This window comes from Polyangium jinanense (assembly GCF_028435365.1).
Genome location: NZ_JAGTJJ010000001.1, coordinates 780032 through 795224 on the forward strand (window position 1 = coordinate 780032; position 15193 = coordinate 795224).

The window sequence follows — 15193 nt, forward strand, 5'->3', positions numbered from 1 at the left end:
CCGTGCCACGGGGGACCGACGTCCCGCTTGCTCGAGCCGACAGGCTGGGCTTTCCGGTCGCGCTCTCGCCGTAGCGGTTGCTCGTATGCCGTGGGGGCCCGTCATTCTCGAAGAAGATGTCGGGGGATGTCGCCCGCGGGGGTTCAGTCATGCCGCGCACGGCTGCCTTGATGCCGCCCGCGGCTACCTTGATGCCGCCTGCGGCTTCAGGGACGCCGCCCACGGGGTTCAGTCATGCCGCGCACGGCTTCAGGGATGTCGTCCACGGCTACAGGGACGCTGCCCGCGGCTACCTTGATGTCGCCCGCGGCTTCAGGGACGCCGCCCGCGGGGTTCAGTCATGCCGCGCACGGCTTCAGGGATGTCGCCCGCGGCTTCAGGGACGCCGCCCGCGGCTACAGGGATGCCGCCCGCGGGGTTCAGTCATGCCGCGCACGGCTTCAGGGATGTCGTCCACGGCTACAGGGATGTCGCCTGCGGCTTCAGGGATGTCGCCTGCGGCTTCAGGGAACGGCGCCGAGCGTTTCGAGCAAAGCGCAAGCTCGTCTGCGTGTTCTCTGGCATTCGAGAACGTGCAGGGTCGAATGAAGTCGCTGCTGCTCCCCGCCCTCACCGTGGCGTTCGCCCTTGGTTGCAGCCACGCGAGAGAACCGTCCCTCGCCGTCGGCGACACGGGAGGGAAAGCGCTGTCGGGCAACGGCACCGAATGCAGGAGAGTCCCGACGGCCCCAGACCCGGCCGTGGCCTCGGAGCCCGATGCGTCCCGTGTCGGCGACGATATCGAGTCCCGGATACGGAAGGTCGCGGCGACGGACCTGCACTGCTCCGCACAGCAAGTGTACGTCCGAGAGATTCCTGCAAACGACGACTTCGTCTATGGCGCGGAAGGGTGTGGCTCGTATCAGTTGTATCGTGTCTCCGAGAAGCACGGCGTGGAGCTGGAGGGCGTCGAAGTGTTCCTCGTTTCGCCCGTTTCGCCAGGGACGCTCCGGATCGGATCGAGGACAGCCTTTAGCGCCCGAGCCCCCTCGCGCGGCGAGGCTATGCTGATCGTCGACCCACAAGGCGTGGTGTGCCGCGCGACGGTCGGCGACGAGGTCGCCGATACCGTATGGGACGTGGAAGACTGCGCGCGTGAATGGCCCATCCCGTTCGGGCTCGTTGCGGTTCGCGCGTCGGACGCAACGAACGCTGTCCGACTCGAAAAGAATTGGATCGCGGAGAATGTCGCGCCAAAGCAGGACGGCAGCGAATCCATGTGGAGGCCGTTCACCGTCGTCGATTTGACCGGGGATCGTCGGAAGCAGGTGGCCGTCTTTTGCAGGAACATCGCCGGCGAATACGAGTGTGAACGATTCATGGTATACCGGGGAACCGAGAAAGACCCCGGGTGGCACCTTCCCATCGCGCGTGGACGCTGGATTCCGTCGCGGTACTGACGCGTGGGCCAGCCCTCCACGCGAGGCTCGAGTCGACGCTCGATTTCAACGGCATGTCCCAGATGCAAGGGCCGGCCGAGTATCCGGGGAGCGGCTTCCTCGTGAAGATTGCCCCTAAACGATCCCGTCCATCACCTCGAGCGCAAGCTCATACCGCCCGAGCGGCGGCATGATGTACGCGCCCGCGACGCGATTGCGCACCGCCGCGAGCATCTCCCGGGCAATGGCGACGCCCTCCTTGCGCGCGGCGGGGCCGCTGCCGGCGCGTTGCATGCGGTCGCGCACGTCCTTCGGGATCTGCATGCCGGGGACCTCGTTGTGCAGGAACTCGGCATTCTTGTGGCTCGCGAGCGGCAAGATGCCGACGAGGACGGGCAGGCCCAGGGGCTCGGCGTCTTTCAAGAATCGATCGAGCACGACCGGATCGTAGACCGGCTGCGTCATGATCAATTCGGCGCCGGCGCGTTTCTTCAGCTTGAGGCGCTCGAATTCGCGCTCGTAGTTCAAAGCCGCGGGCTCGGCGCCGGTGGCGCAGAAGAACGAGGTCACGCCGCCGAGCGGTTTGCCGCCGGGGTCGATGCCGGCATTGAGGCGCGAGGCGAGGCGGAGGATGCCGATCGAGTCGAGGTCGTAGACGGCCGTCGCGTCGGGGAAATCGCCCATCTTCGGGGGATCGCCGGTGATGACGACGAGGTTTCGAATGCCGAGCGCGTGGGCGCCGAGGAGGTGCGCGACCTGCCCGAGCAGGTTCCGATCGCGGCCGCAGACGTGCAGGAGCGTCTCGACGCCGAGCTCCTCCTGCATACGCACGGCGAGCGCGAGGTTCGACATGCGCGCCTGGGCGCGCGCGCCGTCCGCGATGTTGATGACGTCGACCCCGCCCGTGACGAGCATCTTCGCGGCCTGGATGGCGGAGGTCGGATCGACGCCGACAGGCGGGTTCACCTCGACGGAGACGACGAACTTCTTGCCAATCTTGGACGCGAGTTTGCTCTTTTCCGCCGTGGCGACGGGCCGCTGGCCGATCACCATGACGGGCGGCTCGGGAGGAACGCTGCTATCGGAGACCCCGACCCATAGTGGGCCCGCGTCCTCGCACGCGCCCGCGGCGGCGCTCGCCTCCATGCGCGCGGCGGCGGCCATGCGGCGAATGTGCTCGGGCGTCGTGCCACAACAGCCGCCGATGAGCCGGACGCCGAGCTTGCAGAGGCGGCGCGCGAAGACGCCGAAGTATTCGGGCGTGGAGACGTAAATGAAGCGGTCGTCGACGCGGCGAGGAATGCCGGCGTTGGGAATGGCCGCGAGCGGAATGCCGAGCGGCAGGAGTTTTTCGACCGCGGCGAGGACGACCTGCGGGCCGTCGGAGCAATTGACGCCGATGACGTTGCAGCCGAGGTCACGCAGGCGCGCGCCGATGTCGGCGACAGGCGTGCCGTCGGAGAGGGTGAGGTCGGCGTCGACGGAGACACCGGCGACGATGGGGAGGGCGTCGCCGACGGCCCTGCGGACGCCGTCGATCGCGAGGAGGAGCTCCTCGGGCTGGCGCATGGTCTCGATGAGGAGGAGGTCGGCGCCGCCCTCGGCGAGGGCTTCGGCCTGCTCGCGGAAGGCGTCGCGCACGCGGGCGCGGTCGTCCTCGCCAAAGGCGGCGAGCACGAGGCCGCTCGGGCCGATGGCGCCGGCGACGTAGCCGCGGTCGCCCATGGCTTTGCGGGCGAGCTGGGTGGCGGCGAGGTTGAACTCACGGACGCGGTCGGCGTAGCCGTGGCGGGCGAGCCGGACGCGGTTGGCGCCGAAGGTGTTGGTCTCCACGACCTGGGCGCCGGCGCGCACGTAGTCTTCGTGGATGCGGAGGACGAGCTCCGGGCGCGAGACGACGAGCTCTTCGTAGTTGACGTTGAAGAGGACGCCGCGCTCGTAGATCTGGGTGCCCATGCCCCCGTCGACGACGAGCACGCCGCGACGAACGGCGTCGAGGAAACGCGTGGGTTTCGGGGTCAGAGAGGACGGGGCGCTCGACATCGCGCGCACCCTAGCACAGGAGATGTCGGTAGCAGACGGACGAGCGGCCCCGAACCCCCGCTGGCGGGCGTTTCACCGCCTCGGCTCACGACCTGTCATGGAGGGGTACAGCCCTTGATCTTTTTCCCTTTGCACTGACCGTTGCCTCCGCAGCGGTCGTCCGCCGTGCATGGGTTGTCGTCGTCGCATGCCGCGCCCTGCACGACGGTCGCTCCAGCGGTGCAGATCCCGGCCTGGCACGTGTCACCCACGCGACAGACGTTCCCGTCATTGCAGGGTGTGTTGTTCGGTGCGATGCCATTGTCCGGGCAAGCCGCCGAGCTGCCGGAGCAAACCGCGACCACCTCGCAATCGCCCGGAAGGGGGCCGCATTCGGTTCCCTCCGGGGTGAAGACGTCGGTCGGGCAATCCGCTGAGCTGCCGGTGCACGTCTCGGCAACGTCGCAAACGCCCATGGCGGCTCGGCATTCGGCCGTGGAGAAGACATCCCCTGGGCATGCAGACGACGCGCCGTCGCACGTCTCCGCCAGGTCACATACGCCCGCTGCGGCTCGGCATTCGGTTCCCATGGGGGTGATGACGTCGGCCGGGCAGTCCGCAGAGCTGCCGGTGCACGTCTCGGCTACGTCGCAATCGCCCGCTGCGGCTCGGCATTCGGTTCCCGCCGTGGTGAGGACGTCCGTCGGGCAGTCCGCAGAGCTGCCGGTGCACGTCTCGGCAATGTCGCAATCGCCCGCTTTCGCGCGGCATTCGGCCGTTGAGAAGACATCCGCTGGGCATGCAGACGACGCTCCGTCGCACGTCTCCACCAGATCACATACGCCCGCCGATGCACGGCACAAGATGCCCGGGAGAACGGGCGCGCATATGCCATTGACCGGAGCACCCGCGGTGACGCTGCACGCCTGGCAATCCGTGGAAACGCCGCCGCCGCAGGCGGAGTCGCAGCAGACGCCGTCGACGCAATGGCCACTCACGCACTCCGACGCCGCGCCGCACGGCTCCCCGTTCGTGTTCGCGAAGAGGAACACGTACGCCGCGCCCTGGTCCGCGAAGCCGACATCATCCCTGTCGGCCCCGACGAGCCGCGTACGCCCGTCCGCCGACAACGCCACCGATTGACCGAACTGGTCGCCAGCCGCAACGTCCCCCACCCCCTCCGTCAGCTTGACCTGGAGGGGCCAGGCCGCGCCACTGCGCGCGAACACGTACGCCGCGCCTGCGTTGACGAAGCCGCTGACGTCGGCAAAGAAGGCGCCGACGATCGCCGTGTTCCCGTCCGCCGACACGGCCACCGATTCACCGAGCAGATCGGCAGGTAAACGGTCCGGGGCCACGAGTTGCGCCTGCTGGCTCCACGTCGAACTGCTGCGCACGAATACGTACGCCGAGCCGTGGTTCAAATTGGAGGCGGTGAGGACGTCATCCTGGGAGGCTCCGATGACCACCGTGTTCCCATCCCCGGATGCCGCCACCGAGATGCCGAAAATATCGGCCGTCCGGCCGTCCGCGACCGTCAGCTTGGCCTCCTGGGCCCAGCTCGAGCCGCTGCGCACGAATACGTACGCCGAGCCCTGGTCCCCGTTGATGCCGATATCGTCCTGGGAGGCTCCGACGACGACCGTGTTCCCGTCTCCCGATACGGTCGCCGAAATGCCGAAGGCATCCGCGAGCAAGCCGTCCCCGGCCGTCAATTTGATCTGCTCGGTCCAGCTCGCGCCGCTGCGCACGAACACGTAGGCCTGGCCCGGGTTGATGTTGTCGCCGAGGTGCTGAGGGGCGCCGACGACCGCCGTGTTCCCGTCGTTCGATACCCCGACCGAGTTGCCAAAAAGAGCGAGCCTCTGACCGTCCGAGGCCGTCAGCTTGGCCTGCTGCGGCCAGGTCGTACCGCTACGCACGAATACGTACGCCGAGCCCTGGTTCCCATTGATGCCGATATCGTCCGCGAAGGCCCCGACCAGCACGGTGTTCCCGTCCCCCGACATCGCCACCGAAATGCCGAACTGGTCGTCGGGGGCGGCGTCCGCCGCCGTCAGCGTGGCCTGCTGGGTCCAGCTCGTCCCGGTGCGTACGAATACGTACGCCGAGCCCTGGCCCGCGGAGCTGCCGACGACGGCCGTGTTCCCGTCGTCCGATACGGACACCGAGGAGCCGAACAAGCGGAAAGGTGATGCATCCGCTGCCGTGAGCTTGGCTTGCTGCGTCGAGATGAGCGGATCGATCTCGATGGGATAGACGGCACCTGCCACGTCGACGTGAATCGATAACCGATCTGCCCCCACCGAGAGCCGCGCGGGGAGCACGCGCCCCCGTGCGTCTTGCGCGTACAAATCCGTGTAATGCAGCACCGCATGGCCCTCGCCGTCTTGCAACACGGCCTCGTCATCCCCCCTCGCCACGGCATGAAGGTCGCCCTCGACCGAGAGCTCGACGATGACCTCCCCCTTCCGCCCGTCTTCGCAGGGCGGCATGGACGGGAGCGTAAACCCCTGTTCGAGCCCGAGCGGTCCGTTGACGTACCACTCCCCGAGCGCCGTCCCCGCCGCCTGCGCGCGCAGGTACTCGACACGGTTTGCCGACGCCCTGGGCTCACTCGGCTCGAGAGGCCGCAGATCGCCGTCACATCCGTATCGCGCAGCTGAAATATGGAAGCTCCACGCCTCGTCGCCGTCGGGCCGAACGCGGACGCCTTCGCTGGTAAAAACCGAGTTCCATCGATGGGCTGGATTCGTCGCCTGGAGCCCCCGTTCCGCTTCCAGGACATCGTAATGTCTCGGCGCATCCGCCTGCATCGTCGCGATGTACGCAGCTCGCAATCGTGCTGGAGCCGTGGCTTGCTCCTCGTCGCCGGGAGCGCGCTCGGGGCTCGAATCGAACGGCTCATCCGAGCTGCACGCGGCAGCGGCGACGAGCAGGACGACGAGCCCGTCCATCCAGCGCTTTCCTCCCCCAACGGTCGAATTCAGTCTTGGCCATCGTGACATGTCATCCCCTCCAGCATCGACGCAGGAGCGGCGCATCCGTCCGCGGGCGCACCCGAGGACGGAGCCGCTCCTGATAGTTCGAGGATTGGGATGATTTTTCCGATTTATCGGTTTCGAACTTTCAATTCATTCCGTCGGCGTCAGGGTCATGGCGCACGTTCTTTTTGCACCTGCCCTGCGGGCCGAATGTGTTCCGAGCAAACCCGGCCCGGAGCGAGGAGCCTCCCATGCAATGCGATTTCGCCGTCGGTCCCCCGGGATCAGGGGAGATCATGCACACACCGAAACCCCCGGCTGCTGCCGCGGCTCGCGGGCGGCTCGCCTTCGTGCGACGCGGACCGCACGCCGAGCCAGTGGTTGTCGGACCAGGCACCGCCGCAAAGCATGCGCTCCTTGGGCTCGTACTCGAATACGGACGCGGTCCACTCGCAGACATTGCCGGCGAGGTCGTGAATGCCCTCGGGAGAATCATCGGCCGGGAAGCTGCCCACGGGGCATGTTCCATCCCGCTTCGAGATGCCCGACCAGCAGAGCTGGGTGCTCGGCTCGGCTTCGCCCCACGAATACGTCGTACCACGCGGCCCCCCACGCGCGGCCCACACCCATTCTTCCTCGCTGGGCAGGCGGTGGCCGTACGTCTTGCAGAACGTCGCCGCCTGGTTCCAGTCGACGCAATTCATGGGATGGTCTTCCTTGCCAGGCTCCCCGTAATTGCACGCGTCGTCCAGGCTATAGAAGGTGCCCTCGGCCGAGAACTCGTCGAGGTGCTGGTCCGAGCACTTGCCCGCCTTCACGCAGGCGGCATAACGGCCCATGGTCACCTCGGTGCGATCCATGCAGAAACGAGCGAGGGTCACCTCGTCCCTGCTGGCGCGCAACCTGAGCTTGCCGCCGGGGACCTCGACCATTCCGTCGGGACACCCTCCGTCGTCGGACGCCGGCTGCACCGGCTCCGTGGTCTTCGTGGTCCGGGCCGGCAGCGTGGGCTCGGCGACGACGGGATCCGCGGGACGCACACCGGGCGTCCCGCATCCGAACAGGCCCGCAAACCCGAGTCCCACCCAAAGCCATGACGCACGGAGGCGATCCATCACGCGCGACGATAGCGCCCCCTCGACCTGCCTGCACGTCCGCCGCGTCGCCTCGCGACGCAGGTGCAAAGGGAACCATCCTGCCGTATCGTACGCGCCCCGAAACGAGGAGTGACGTATGCCGCGCGAGTTCGCCGTGGGTCCTTGCAAAGTCTCCCTGGTGGAAGGTGACATCACGACCGAGGACGTCGACGCCATTGCCAATGCCGCGAATGCCGGGCTGCTCGGCGGCGGCGGCGTGGACGGCGCCATTCATCGGGCCGCGGGGCCGGAGCTCGTCGCGGCTTGTCGCGAGGTGAAGAAATCCCTCCCCGGAGGCCTTTTGCAGACCGGCGGGGCCGTGATCACGCCCGGCTTCCGCCTGCGCGCCAGGCACGTGATTCACTGCGTCGGCCCGGTCTACGAGCGCGAGGGAGCAGACGCGCCGAAGCTCCTCGCGAGCTGCTACACCGAGGCGCTGCGCCTTTGCCGCGAGCACGGGCTGTCGTCCATCGCATTCCCCGCGATCAGCACGGGTGTGTACGGCTATCCGCTCGACGCAGCCGCGCGGGTGTCGCTCACGGCGGTGCGTGACGATCTGCGCGCCCACGGAACGCCGTCCGTCGTGAAGATGGTGCTGTTCGGGCAGAGCGCGCTTTCGGCATTCCTGCGCGCGGCCGAGGAGGTTTTCCCCGCGGCCGAGCCTTGACGAGCAGGCCTTGGCCACGAACGATGGCGCCGTGATCGGGAAAAAGAGGATTGCACGAGACGCGTTCGAGGCGGGCCTGCCTGAGCCGCTGCGCGGTGAGCTCGATACGCAGGCCGAGGGCGCGCTCGAGCGGGCGGCGGCGCGCGGCCGAGAGGCGTGGCCCTCGGTCCGGATCGAGGACGAGGTGTGGTTGGGTCACCTCGCGAGCCGTCTCCGAGAGGGCGAGCCGCTCGCCGCGCAGCTCGAGGCCATCGACGCGGGCGGCCTTTACCTCGCCGCAGCTTGCTTGCGCGGCGTGCATGCGGCGCTCGAAGCGTTCGAGCGGGAGGTGCTTCCGTCGGCGCGACGCGCCCTGTCCATGCGCGCCGACGAAGCGCGCGTCGACGAGGTGCTGCAACGGACACGCACGCGCCTGCTCACCGAGCTCCACGGTTCGCCCAAGCTCGCGCTGTACGCCGGGCGCGGGCCCCTCGGCGGGTTCGTGCGCACCGTCGCGGTCCACCTCTTGGCGAACGACGAGGCCGCCGCGAAGCCGGTCGAGGACGACGACGACGCGCTGGCCGCGCTCCCCGAAGCCGCCGACGTGGAGGCGGGGCTCTGCCGGCTGGACCAGCAGCAGCACTTCCGCGCGGCCTTTCGGGAGGCGCTCGCCACGCTCTCGTCGCGCGACCGGGCGCTTTTGCGTCTCAGCTTGCTCGATGGGCTCTCGATCGACGACATCGCGCCGATGTACGGCGCCCATCGCGCGACCGTGGCCCGCTGGCTCGGCGCCGCGCGTGATCTTCTGGCCACCCGGACCCGGCAGGCGCTCGCCAGCCGCCTGCACCTGCGTCCCGACGACCTCGAGAGCCTGCTCGGCGGCGTGCTCAGCCGCTTCGACCTCAGCCTGTCGCGCCTGATGCGCGAATCCCACGGCGAAGGCGCCCCTCCCGATGCGACCTGACGATTTCGTGCGACCTCGACCCGACACGACCTGTCCCTTGGTGCGGGGTGCATGTGCACCGGCCGCGGTGTTCATCCACGTCACCAAGGAGTCTCGTCGTGAAACAACTCGTGTGGTCGCTCCCTCTCGCTTTCCTCCTCGCCTGCAGCGCCGGCACCGGAAGCTCCGGCTCCGACAATGGCGAGGGCGGGAGCGGGGGCGAGGGCGGGAGCGGCCCTGGTTCGTCGTCTTCTTCCAGCTCGTCGTCCACGTCGTCCGGGCCGAGTGGCCTCACCGAAATGGATCGCCTCCAGGTCTTCTGCGAGAAGACGATGCTCGCCGGCTGCGCCGCCTGGTTCACCTCCGCGGCCCAGTGCGTCGACATCATGAGCAAGACGCAGAGCGATCTATGCCAGGACAAATGGGTCGCGGAGACCGATTGCCTCGGCAAGACGCAGGCCGGGGACTGGACCTGCAACGGTTTCGGCGAGCCGGAGATCGTCGGCACGGTCTGTCGCGACGAGTACGGGTTCGGCTCGTATTGCCGCATCGCCGTCGCCACTCCGGACTGTTACGGAGCCGCGTGCATGTACAGCGCCGATTGCTCGGGCGATGGGGTCTGCAACGACGCCACGAAGCATTGCGTGCAGACGAGCGCCAAGTGCGGCGGGCTGCCGTGCAAATACAGCGCCGATTGCCCGAGCGCATTCACGTGCAACGACGCGCTCGGGCAGTGCGTCTTGAACTGAGGCGCGAGACTCGCTGATGGCCTGCCTCGACGAGAACCTCTTGTTCGAGCTGTCCGTCGGGCAGCTCGACGGGGCCGCCTTGGCCAAGGCCGAAGAGCACCTCGACACCTGCCCCCGCTGCCGGCGCGTGGTGGCCGCGACGCTGCGCGCGAGCGGGGCCGCCGCGCCGCCGCCGCCCCTGACGCTCGTGACACGTGGCACGGCGATCGGCCGGTACCTCGTCGTGGAGCGCGTGGGCGTCGGCGCCATGGGGCAGGTGTTCGCCGCCTACGATCCCGAGCTCGACCGCAAGGTGGCGCTGAAGCTTTTGCGCTTCTCGTCGCGGCCTCGCGCGGAAGAGGAGCAGAGGCGCGCGCGGCTCGCGCGCGAGGCGCAGACGCTGGCGCGGCTATCGCACCCGAACGTCGTGACCGTGTTCGACGTGGGGACGTGGGAGACGCAGTTTTTCGTGGCGCTCGAGTTCGTCCCCGGAGGGTCGGCCCGCGCATGGGCCACGCGAGAGCCGCGCGCGTGGCGCGAGATCGTGCAGCTATGGATGCAGGTCGGGCGTGGTCTCGCCGCCGCGCACGCAGCCGGGGTCGTGCACCGGGACCTGAAGCCCGACAACGTCCTCGTGCGCGCCGATGGCCGCGCGCAGGTGACCGATTTTGGTCTGGCCGCCGATACACGGCCCCGCGACGTGGCAGCCGCTCCGACCGAGATGGCCCTCACGGAGACGGGCGCGCTCCTCGGGACGCCGGTCTACATGGCGCCGGATCAGCTCGAAGGCGCGCCGGCCACCGAGGCCTCCGATCAGTTCGCGTTCTGCGTGTCGTTATGGGAAGCGCTGCATGGCGAGCGTCCCTTCGTCGGTCGCACGGTCGCCGAGCTCGCGCGCGCCGCGCGGGAGGAAACACCACGCGCGCCGGCATCGTCGCCGGTGCCACAAGCCGTGCGCCGCCTGCTGCAACGCGGGCTCCATCCCGATCCACGCGAGCGCTATCCTTCGGTTGCCGCGCTCGTCGACGCGCTCGAGCGCGCGACGGAGAAGCCTCGTCGCTTCGGCATTCCCATGCTGATCGGCGCGGCCGCGCTGGCCCTCGGCGTCGTCCTCGTCGCGCGGCCGACCGAGACCGTTCGCCGTCACCCGACGTGCGTGCTCGCCGAGGAGCGGCACCGGGCCGGGTGGGACGAGGCGCGCCGCGCCGTGGTGCGTGAAGCCTTCGACCGCACGGGCCTCTCGTATGCCGCGAAGGCCTTTGGTGCCGTCGACGGCGCGGTCTCGGCGCGCGCGTCCGCCTGGCGGGCCGAGCGCGTCGAGGCGTGCGAGGCGCTCGTCGAAGCGGCGCAGCCCGATCCCCTCTTCCGCGCGCGTGTCGCCTGCCTGGACGAGCGCCTGGCAGAGCTCGATGCCGCCGTCGAGGTGCTTTCGCTCGGCGGGAACGACGCGGTCAACCGCGCGACGTCCGTCGTCGAGAAGATGGCGCCGCTCGAGGCCTGCGTGGCGGTCGACGTCCGACCTGCCGACGCAGAACCCTGCGAGGCGTGCGTGGTGATCCGCGCCGATGTGCAGCGCGGGAGGACGCTGCAGCAGCTCGGAAAGTTCGCCGAGGCCGAGCGTGTGACCAAGGACGCGCTCGCACGCGAGGCTCCACCAAACGCCGCCGCCGCGCGGGCCGCGCTCCTCGTCGAGCACGCGCGCACGCTCGAACCGCTCGGCCGCCTCGACGAGGCCGAGCGCGAGATATTCGACGCGGCGCTGGCCGCGCACCGGGTGGGAAGCCGCGCCCTCGCCGCCGAGGCGTTCGCGGAGCTCGCCTACGTCGTCGGGTACCTGCGCGCGCGTCCCGACGACGGCGAACGATGGGCGCTCCAAGCGGACGCGCTGCTCGGCCCCGACGATGCGCCGATCCTCGATCGCGTCGCCATGGTGCGCGGGGTCATCGAGACGCGCCGCGGCAACCTTCGGCTGGCCGAGGAGCATTTTCGCCGCGTGGAGGAGCGCGTCCGCAAGCGGCTCGGCGCGGCGCACCCGAGCCGCGCCCGCGTGCTCACCAATCTGGCGAGCACGATCTTGCACCAGGGTCGCTTCGACGACGCGCTTCCGCTGCTGAAGGAGTCGTACGACCTCTTCGTCGCGGCGCTCGGCGCCGATCACCCCGACGCGTTCCAGGCGCTCAATGCCTACGGCGCGGCGCTCGGCAACGCCGGCCGCTTCACGGAGGCGGTCCCGGTGTTCGAGGCGGCGCTCGCCGGGTACAAGCGCACGCTCGGCGCGAACCATCCACGGATTGGCCGTGCGGCCTCGAACCTCGCCGAGGCGCTCTACCGCTTGAAGCGATATCCAGACGCGCGCGCTCGTTACCTCGAATCTGCGGCGGCCTTCGAGCGGGCCCTCGGGGCCGACACGCCGGACCGCGCGCTCGCGCTCACGGGCCTCGGTCAGGTGTACGTCGCGGAGGGCGCGTGCGCCGAGGGCCTCGGCGAGACGCAGCGGGCGCTCGACATCTGCGCGAAGTCCGCGTGCGAGCCCAACAACGCAGCGGCCCTCGCGTTCCTGCACGCGAAGGCGTGGGTCTGCGCAGGCCACGCGAAGGCCCAGGCCCTCCCGCACGCCCGCCGTGCTGTCGAGCTCTTCCGCTCCCTCGGCCCCGGCACCGAGGAGGAGATCGCAGAGATCGAAGCGTGGCTCCGGTGAAGTGAGTGCGAGGTTGCTTCGCCGTCGTATCGAACCCCCGCCTCGACAGCCGCCCCCGCCACGACGAACTAGGCTATGCTCCGCCCGCCCGCGCGGCTGCGCGAGGATGCACGGAGGCGAGCACCATGTACGAACCGATCAAATTTCCGACGAAAAGTGGGGCGGAGGCACAGGGGGAGCTCGTGGCGCCGGAGGGTGTGGAGCGGGCGCCCGCGGTGGTGCTGATCCAGGAGTGGTGGGGGCTCAACGGGCAGATCCGTCACGTCGCCGCCCGCCTCGCGCGGGAAGGGTTCCTCGTGGCGATCCCCGACCTCTATCACGGGCGCTGGACCGTCGATCCCGCCGAGGCCCAGAAGCTGATGGAAGGCCTCGAGTGGCCCCGCGCGCTCGACGAGATCGGCAGCGCGGCAGCCTTCCTGAAGAAGCATCCGCGGAGCAACGGGCACGTCGGCGTGGTCGGCTTCTGCCTCGGCGGCGCGCTCTCGTTTGCCTCGGCCACCCTCGTGCCCGAGTTCGAGGCCGTCGTGCCGTTTTACGGTCTCCCCCCCGCGGACAAGTTCGATTTCTCGAAGGTGAAGGCGCCTGTCCTCGCGCATTTCGCGAGCCAGGACGATTGGGCCCGGGCGGATAACGCGCGGGCGGTCATGGAACAGATGCATTCGCGTGGACAATCCATGGAGCTCCACGTGTACGAGGCCGGGCACGCGTTCGCGCACGAGTCGCGCAAGGACGTGTACGTCCCGGAGGCGGCCGCGCTCGCCTGGAGCCGCACCATTGCTTTCTTGCACCGGCACCTCGGCTGATCCGGGAGGCCGCTTTTTCAGGATGACTTGGTTGGAGGTCGGTCGATGTCGAATCGTTGGATGAGGGTTTGGCTTTTTGCCGTGCCTTGCGCGGCCGTGCTCGGCTTCGCGGGCACGGGCTGCTCGGACGGCTCGGACGGCTCGGGCGGCGCGGGCGGCGAAGGTGGCGCGGGTGGATCGCCGGCGAGCAGCTCGAGCTCGAGCTCCGGGACCGGCGGCACGGGCGGACAAGGCGGCGCGGGCGGACAAGGCGGCGCGGGCGGCGGCTGCGGCGATACCATGACGGACCCGCTGAACTGCGGCGCCTGCGACAACCAATGCGCGCCGGGGCAGACGTGCGCGGGCGGCGTTTGCACCTGCGGATCGGCGAGCGTCGCGTTCGCGGACGTGCAGGCGATCCTGTCGGCGAGCTGCGCGATCGGCGGCTGCCATTCGGGCGCGGGAGCGAAGCAAGGGCTCGATCTGACGAACGCGAACGCGCACGCCGAGCTCGTGGACGTTCCGGCGGAGCAATGCGCGGGCGGGACGCGGATGCGCGTCAAGGCGGGCGATCCTTCGGAGAGCTACCTCATCGACAAGATCATGAACGTCGACAAGTGCTCCGGAAACAAGATGCCGCCGGCGATCGCGCTCTCGGAGGACAAGATTCAGACGATCTCGGACTGGATCTGCGGCGGCGCGATGCCGTGATGGATTGAATGGGACGGGGACCGATGTATTGCTCGCGTTGTCTCAGGCGTTTCGAGGATGAAGAGCACCGCTTCTGTCCGTACGACGGCACGAAGCTCGTCGCGACGCCGGATGTCTCGTCGCTCCGCGCCAAACCCACACCCGAGACGGGCGTGGTGCTCGGCGGACGCTACGAGGTGCGGGGGCTCATCGGTCGGGGGGGCATGGCCCGCATTTACCTGGCGCTGGATCGGAACACGAGCGAGCCGGTCGCCATCAAGATGCTCGACTCGCTGCACCTCCGCGCGCCCGGCGCACGCGCTCGCTTCGACCGCGAGGCGAAGGCAGCAAACGCGCTCGCGCATCCAAACATCGTCAAGGTGCTCGATACGGGGGAGCGGCCGGACGGCGTGCCTTTCCTCGTGATGGAATATCTCTTCGGCGAGACGCTCGGAGACTGGCTACGTCGCGAGACGACGATGCCACTCCACCTCGCGCTCCCGGTGCTCTCGCAGACGGCCTCGGCGCTCGGAGCGGCGCACCGCGCGGGGATCGTGCATCGGGACGTGAAGCCGGACAATCTGTTCCTGGTCGGCGAGCCGGGCGAGCCTTACAACACGAAGGTGCTGGATTTTGGTTTGTCCAAGCTCGAGGCGGCCAAGGCGGTCACGCAGGCCGGGGTGGCCGTGGGGACGCCCGAATACATGCCGCCCGAGCAGGTGGTGGGGGACAAGTCGGATTCGCGGTCGGACGTGTATGCGCTCGGGGTGATGATGTATCGCATGCTCGTCGGAGAGCTGCCGTTCCGCGCAGACGATTATGCGGTCCTCCTGGCGAGGCAGCTCATCGCGCCGCCGCGCGAGCCGTCGGAAGCGCAGCCGGGGATCGATCGGGCCACGGAAGGCGTGATCCTGAAGGCATTGCGCAAGAAGCCCGAGGATCGGTATTCGACGATGGAGGCGTTCTGCGACGACCTCGAGCGGCTCATGGGCAAGCGGCTCGGGTCGCTGTCGGCGGGGCTCTTGCCGCGCGGGCCGGACGTGTACGAGCCGAAGGATCAGCTCTCGCGGACGGCGGCGAAGTTTTTTTACAACAAGCTCGGGATGACGCCGCCTGCTTGGAAGTGAAGGCGGGCGGCGCCCCGGG

At 69.0% G+C, this 15193-nt stretch carries 11 protein-coding genes; 8 read left to right on the forward strand and 3 right to left on the reverse strand.

Features of this window, described 5'->3' with window-relative positions:
• The first annotated feature begins 584 nt into the window (after nucleotides 1-584).
• Nucleotides 585-1439, forward strand: a complete 855-nt coding sequence (locus KEG57_RS03205) for a hypothetical protein (protein ID WP_272458097.1) — start codon at nucleotides 585-587, stop codon at nucleotides 1437-1439.
• A 114-nt stretch (nucleotides 1440-1553) separates the two neighbouring features.
• Here the strand turns inward: KEG57_RS03205 and KEG57_RS03210 are convergent, their stop codons facing one another.
• The 3 genes from KEG57_RS03210 to KEG57_RS03220 form a co-directional block, all read right to left on the reverse strand.
• The gene (locus KEG57_RS03210; protein ID WP_272418092.1) at nucleotides 1554-3461 is read right to left on the reverse strand and encodes a bifunctional homocysteine S-methyltransferase/methylenetetrahydrofolate reductase; all 1908 of its coding nucleotides are present in this window, start codon (nucleotides 3459-3461) and stop codon (nucleotides 1554-1556) included.
• A gap of 95 nt (nucleotides 3462-3556) precedes the next feature.
• A complete protein-coding gene (locus KEG57_RS03215) occupies nucleotides 3557-6397 on the reverse strand; it encodes a hypothetical protein (protein WP_272458099.1) in 2841 nt (946 codons plus the stop codon).
• 311 nt (nucleotides 6398-6708) lie between these two features.
• A complete protein-coding gene (locus tag KEG57_RS03220) occupies nucleotides 6709-7539 on the reverse strand; it encodes a formylglycine-generating enzyme family protein (RefSeq protein WP_272418090.1) in 831 nt (276 codons plus the stop codon).
• Between the two features lie 118 nt (nucleotides 7540-7657).
• Between KEG57_RS03220 and KEG57_RS03225 the strand changes: the two genes are divergently transcribed.
• From KEG57_RS03225 to KEG57_RS03255, 7 genes are all read left to right on the forward strand, one after another.
• The gene (locus KEG57_RS03225; protein ID WP_272418088.1) at nucleotides 7658-8227 is read left to right on the forward strand and encodes an O-acetyl-ADP-ribose deacetylase; all 570 of its coding nucleotides are present in this window, start codon (nucleotides 7658-7660) and stop codon (nucleotides 8225-8227) included.
• Nucleotides 8228-8237: 10 nt separating this feature from the next.
• Nucleotides 8238-9170, forward strand: a complete 933-nt coding sequence (locus tag KEG57_RS03230; RefSeq protein ID WP_272418087.1) for a sigma factor-like helix-turn-helix DNA-binding protein — start codon at nucleotides 8238-8240, stop codon at nucleotides 9168-9170.
• A gap of 98 nt (nucleotides 9171-9268) precedes the next feature.
• A complete protein-coding gene (locus KEG57_RS03235; protein ID WP_272418086.1) occupies nucleotides 9269-9898 on the forward strand; it encodes a hypothetical protein in 630 nt (209 codons plus the stop codon).
• A 16-nt stretch (nucleotides 9899-9914) separates the two neighbouring features.
• On the forward strand, nucleotides 9915-12575 hold the full coding sequence (locus KEG57_RS03240) for a serine/threonine-protein kinase (RefSeq protein WP_272458101.1): 2661 nt from the start codon (nucleotides 9915-9917) through the stop codon (nucleotides 12573-12575).
• Between the two features lie 125 nt (nucleotides 12576-12700).
• Nucleotides 12701-13378, forward strand: a complete 678-nt coding sequence (locus KEG57_RS03245) for a dienelactone hydrolase family protein (protein WP_272418083.1) — start codon at nucleotides 12701-12703, stop codon at nucleotides 13376-13378.
• 45 nt (nucleotides 13379-13423) lie between these two features.
• Nucleotides 13424-14068 (forward strand): PE-PGRS family protein, encoded by a 645-nt coding sequence (locus KEG57_RS03250; protein WP_272458102.1) that lies wholly within the window; start codon nucleotides 13424-13426, stop codon nucleotides 14066-14068.
• Nucleotides 14069-14076: 8 nt separating this feature from the next.
• Nucleotides 14077-15174 (forward strand): serine/threonine-protein kinase, encoded by a 1098-nt coding sequence (locus KEG57_RS03255; RefSeq protein ID WP_272418079.1) that lies wholly within the window; start codon nucleotides 14077-14079, stop codon nucleotides 15172-15174.
• The last annotated feature ends 19 nt before the right edge of the window (nucleotides 15175-15193 follow it).

Bases quoted from the DNA above. Each gene is read 5' to 3' on its own strand.
- KEG57_RS03205 (WP_272458097.1), top strand. From the start codon at position 585: ATGAAGTCGCTGCTGCTCCCCGCCCTCACCGTGGCGTTCGCCCTTGGT.
- KEG57_RS03210 (WP_272418092.1), bottom strand. From the start codon at position 3,461: ATGTCGAGCGCCCCGTCCTCTCTGACCCCGAAACCCACGCGTTTCCTC.
- KEG57_RS03215 (WP_272458099.1), bottom strand. From the start codon at position 6,397: ATGGACGGGCTCGTCGTCCTGCTCGTCGCCGCTGCCGCGTGCAGCTCG.
- KEG57_RS03220 (WP_272418090.1), bottom strand. From the start codon at position 7,539: ATGGATCGCCTCCGTGCGTCATGGCTTTGGGTGGGACTCGGGTTTGCG.
- KEG57_RS03225 (WP_272418088.1), top strand. From the start codon at position 7,658: ATGCCGCGCGAGTTCGCCGTGGGTCCTTGCAAAGTCTCCCTGGTGGAA.
- KEG57_RS03240 (WP_272458101.1), top strand. From the start codon at position 9,915: ATGGCCTGCCTCGACGAGAACCTCTTGTTCGAGCTGTCCGTCGGGCAG.
- KEG57_RS03245 (WP_272418083.1), top strand. From the start codon at position 12,701: ATGTACGAACCGATCAAATTTCCGACGAAAAGTGGGGCGGAGGCACAG.
- KEG57_RS03250 (WP_272458102.1), top strand. From the start codon at position 13,424: ATGTCGAATCGTTGGATGAGGGTTTGGCTTTTTGCCGTGCCTTGCGCG.
- KEG57_RS03255 (WP_272418079.1), top strand. From the start codon at position 14,077: ATGGGACGGGGACCGATGTATTGCTCGCGTTGTCTCAGGCGTTTCGAG.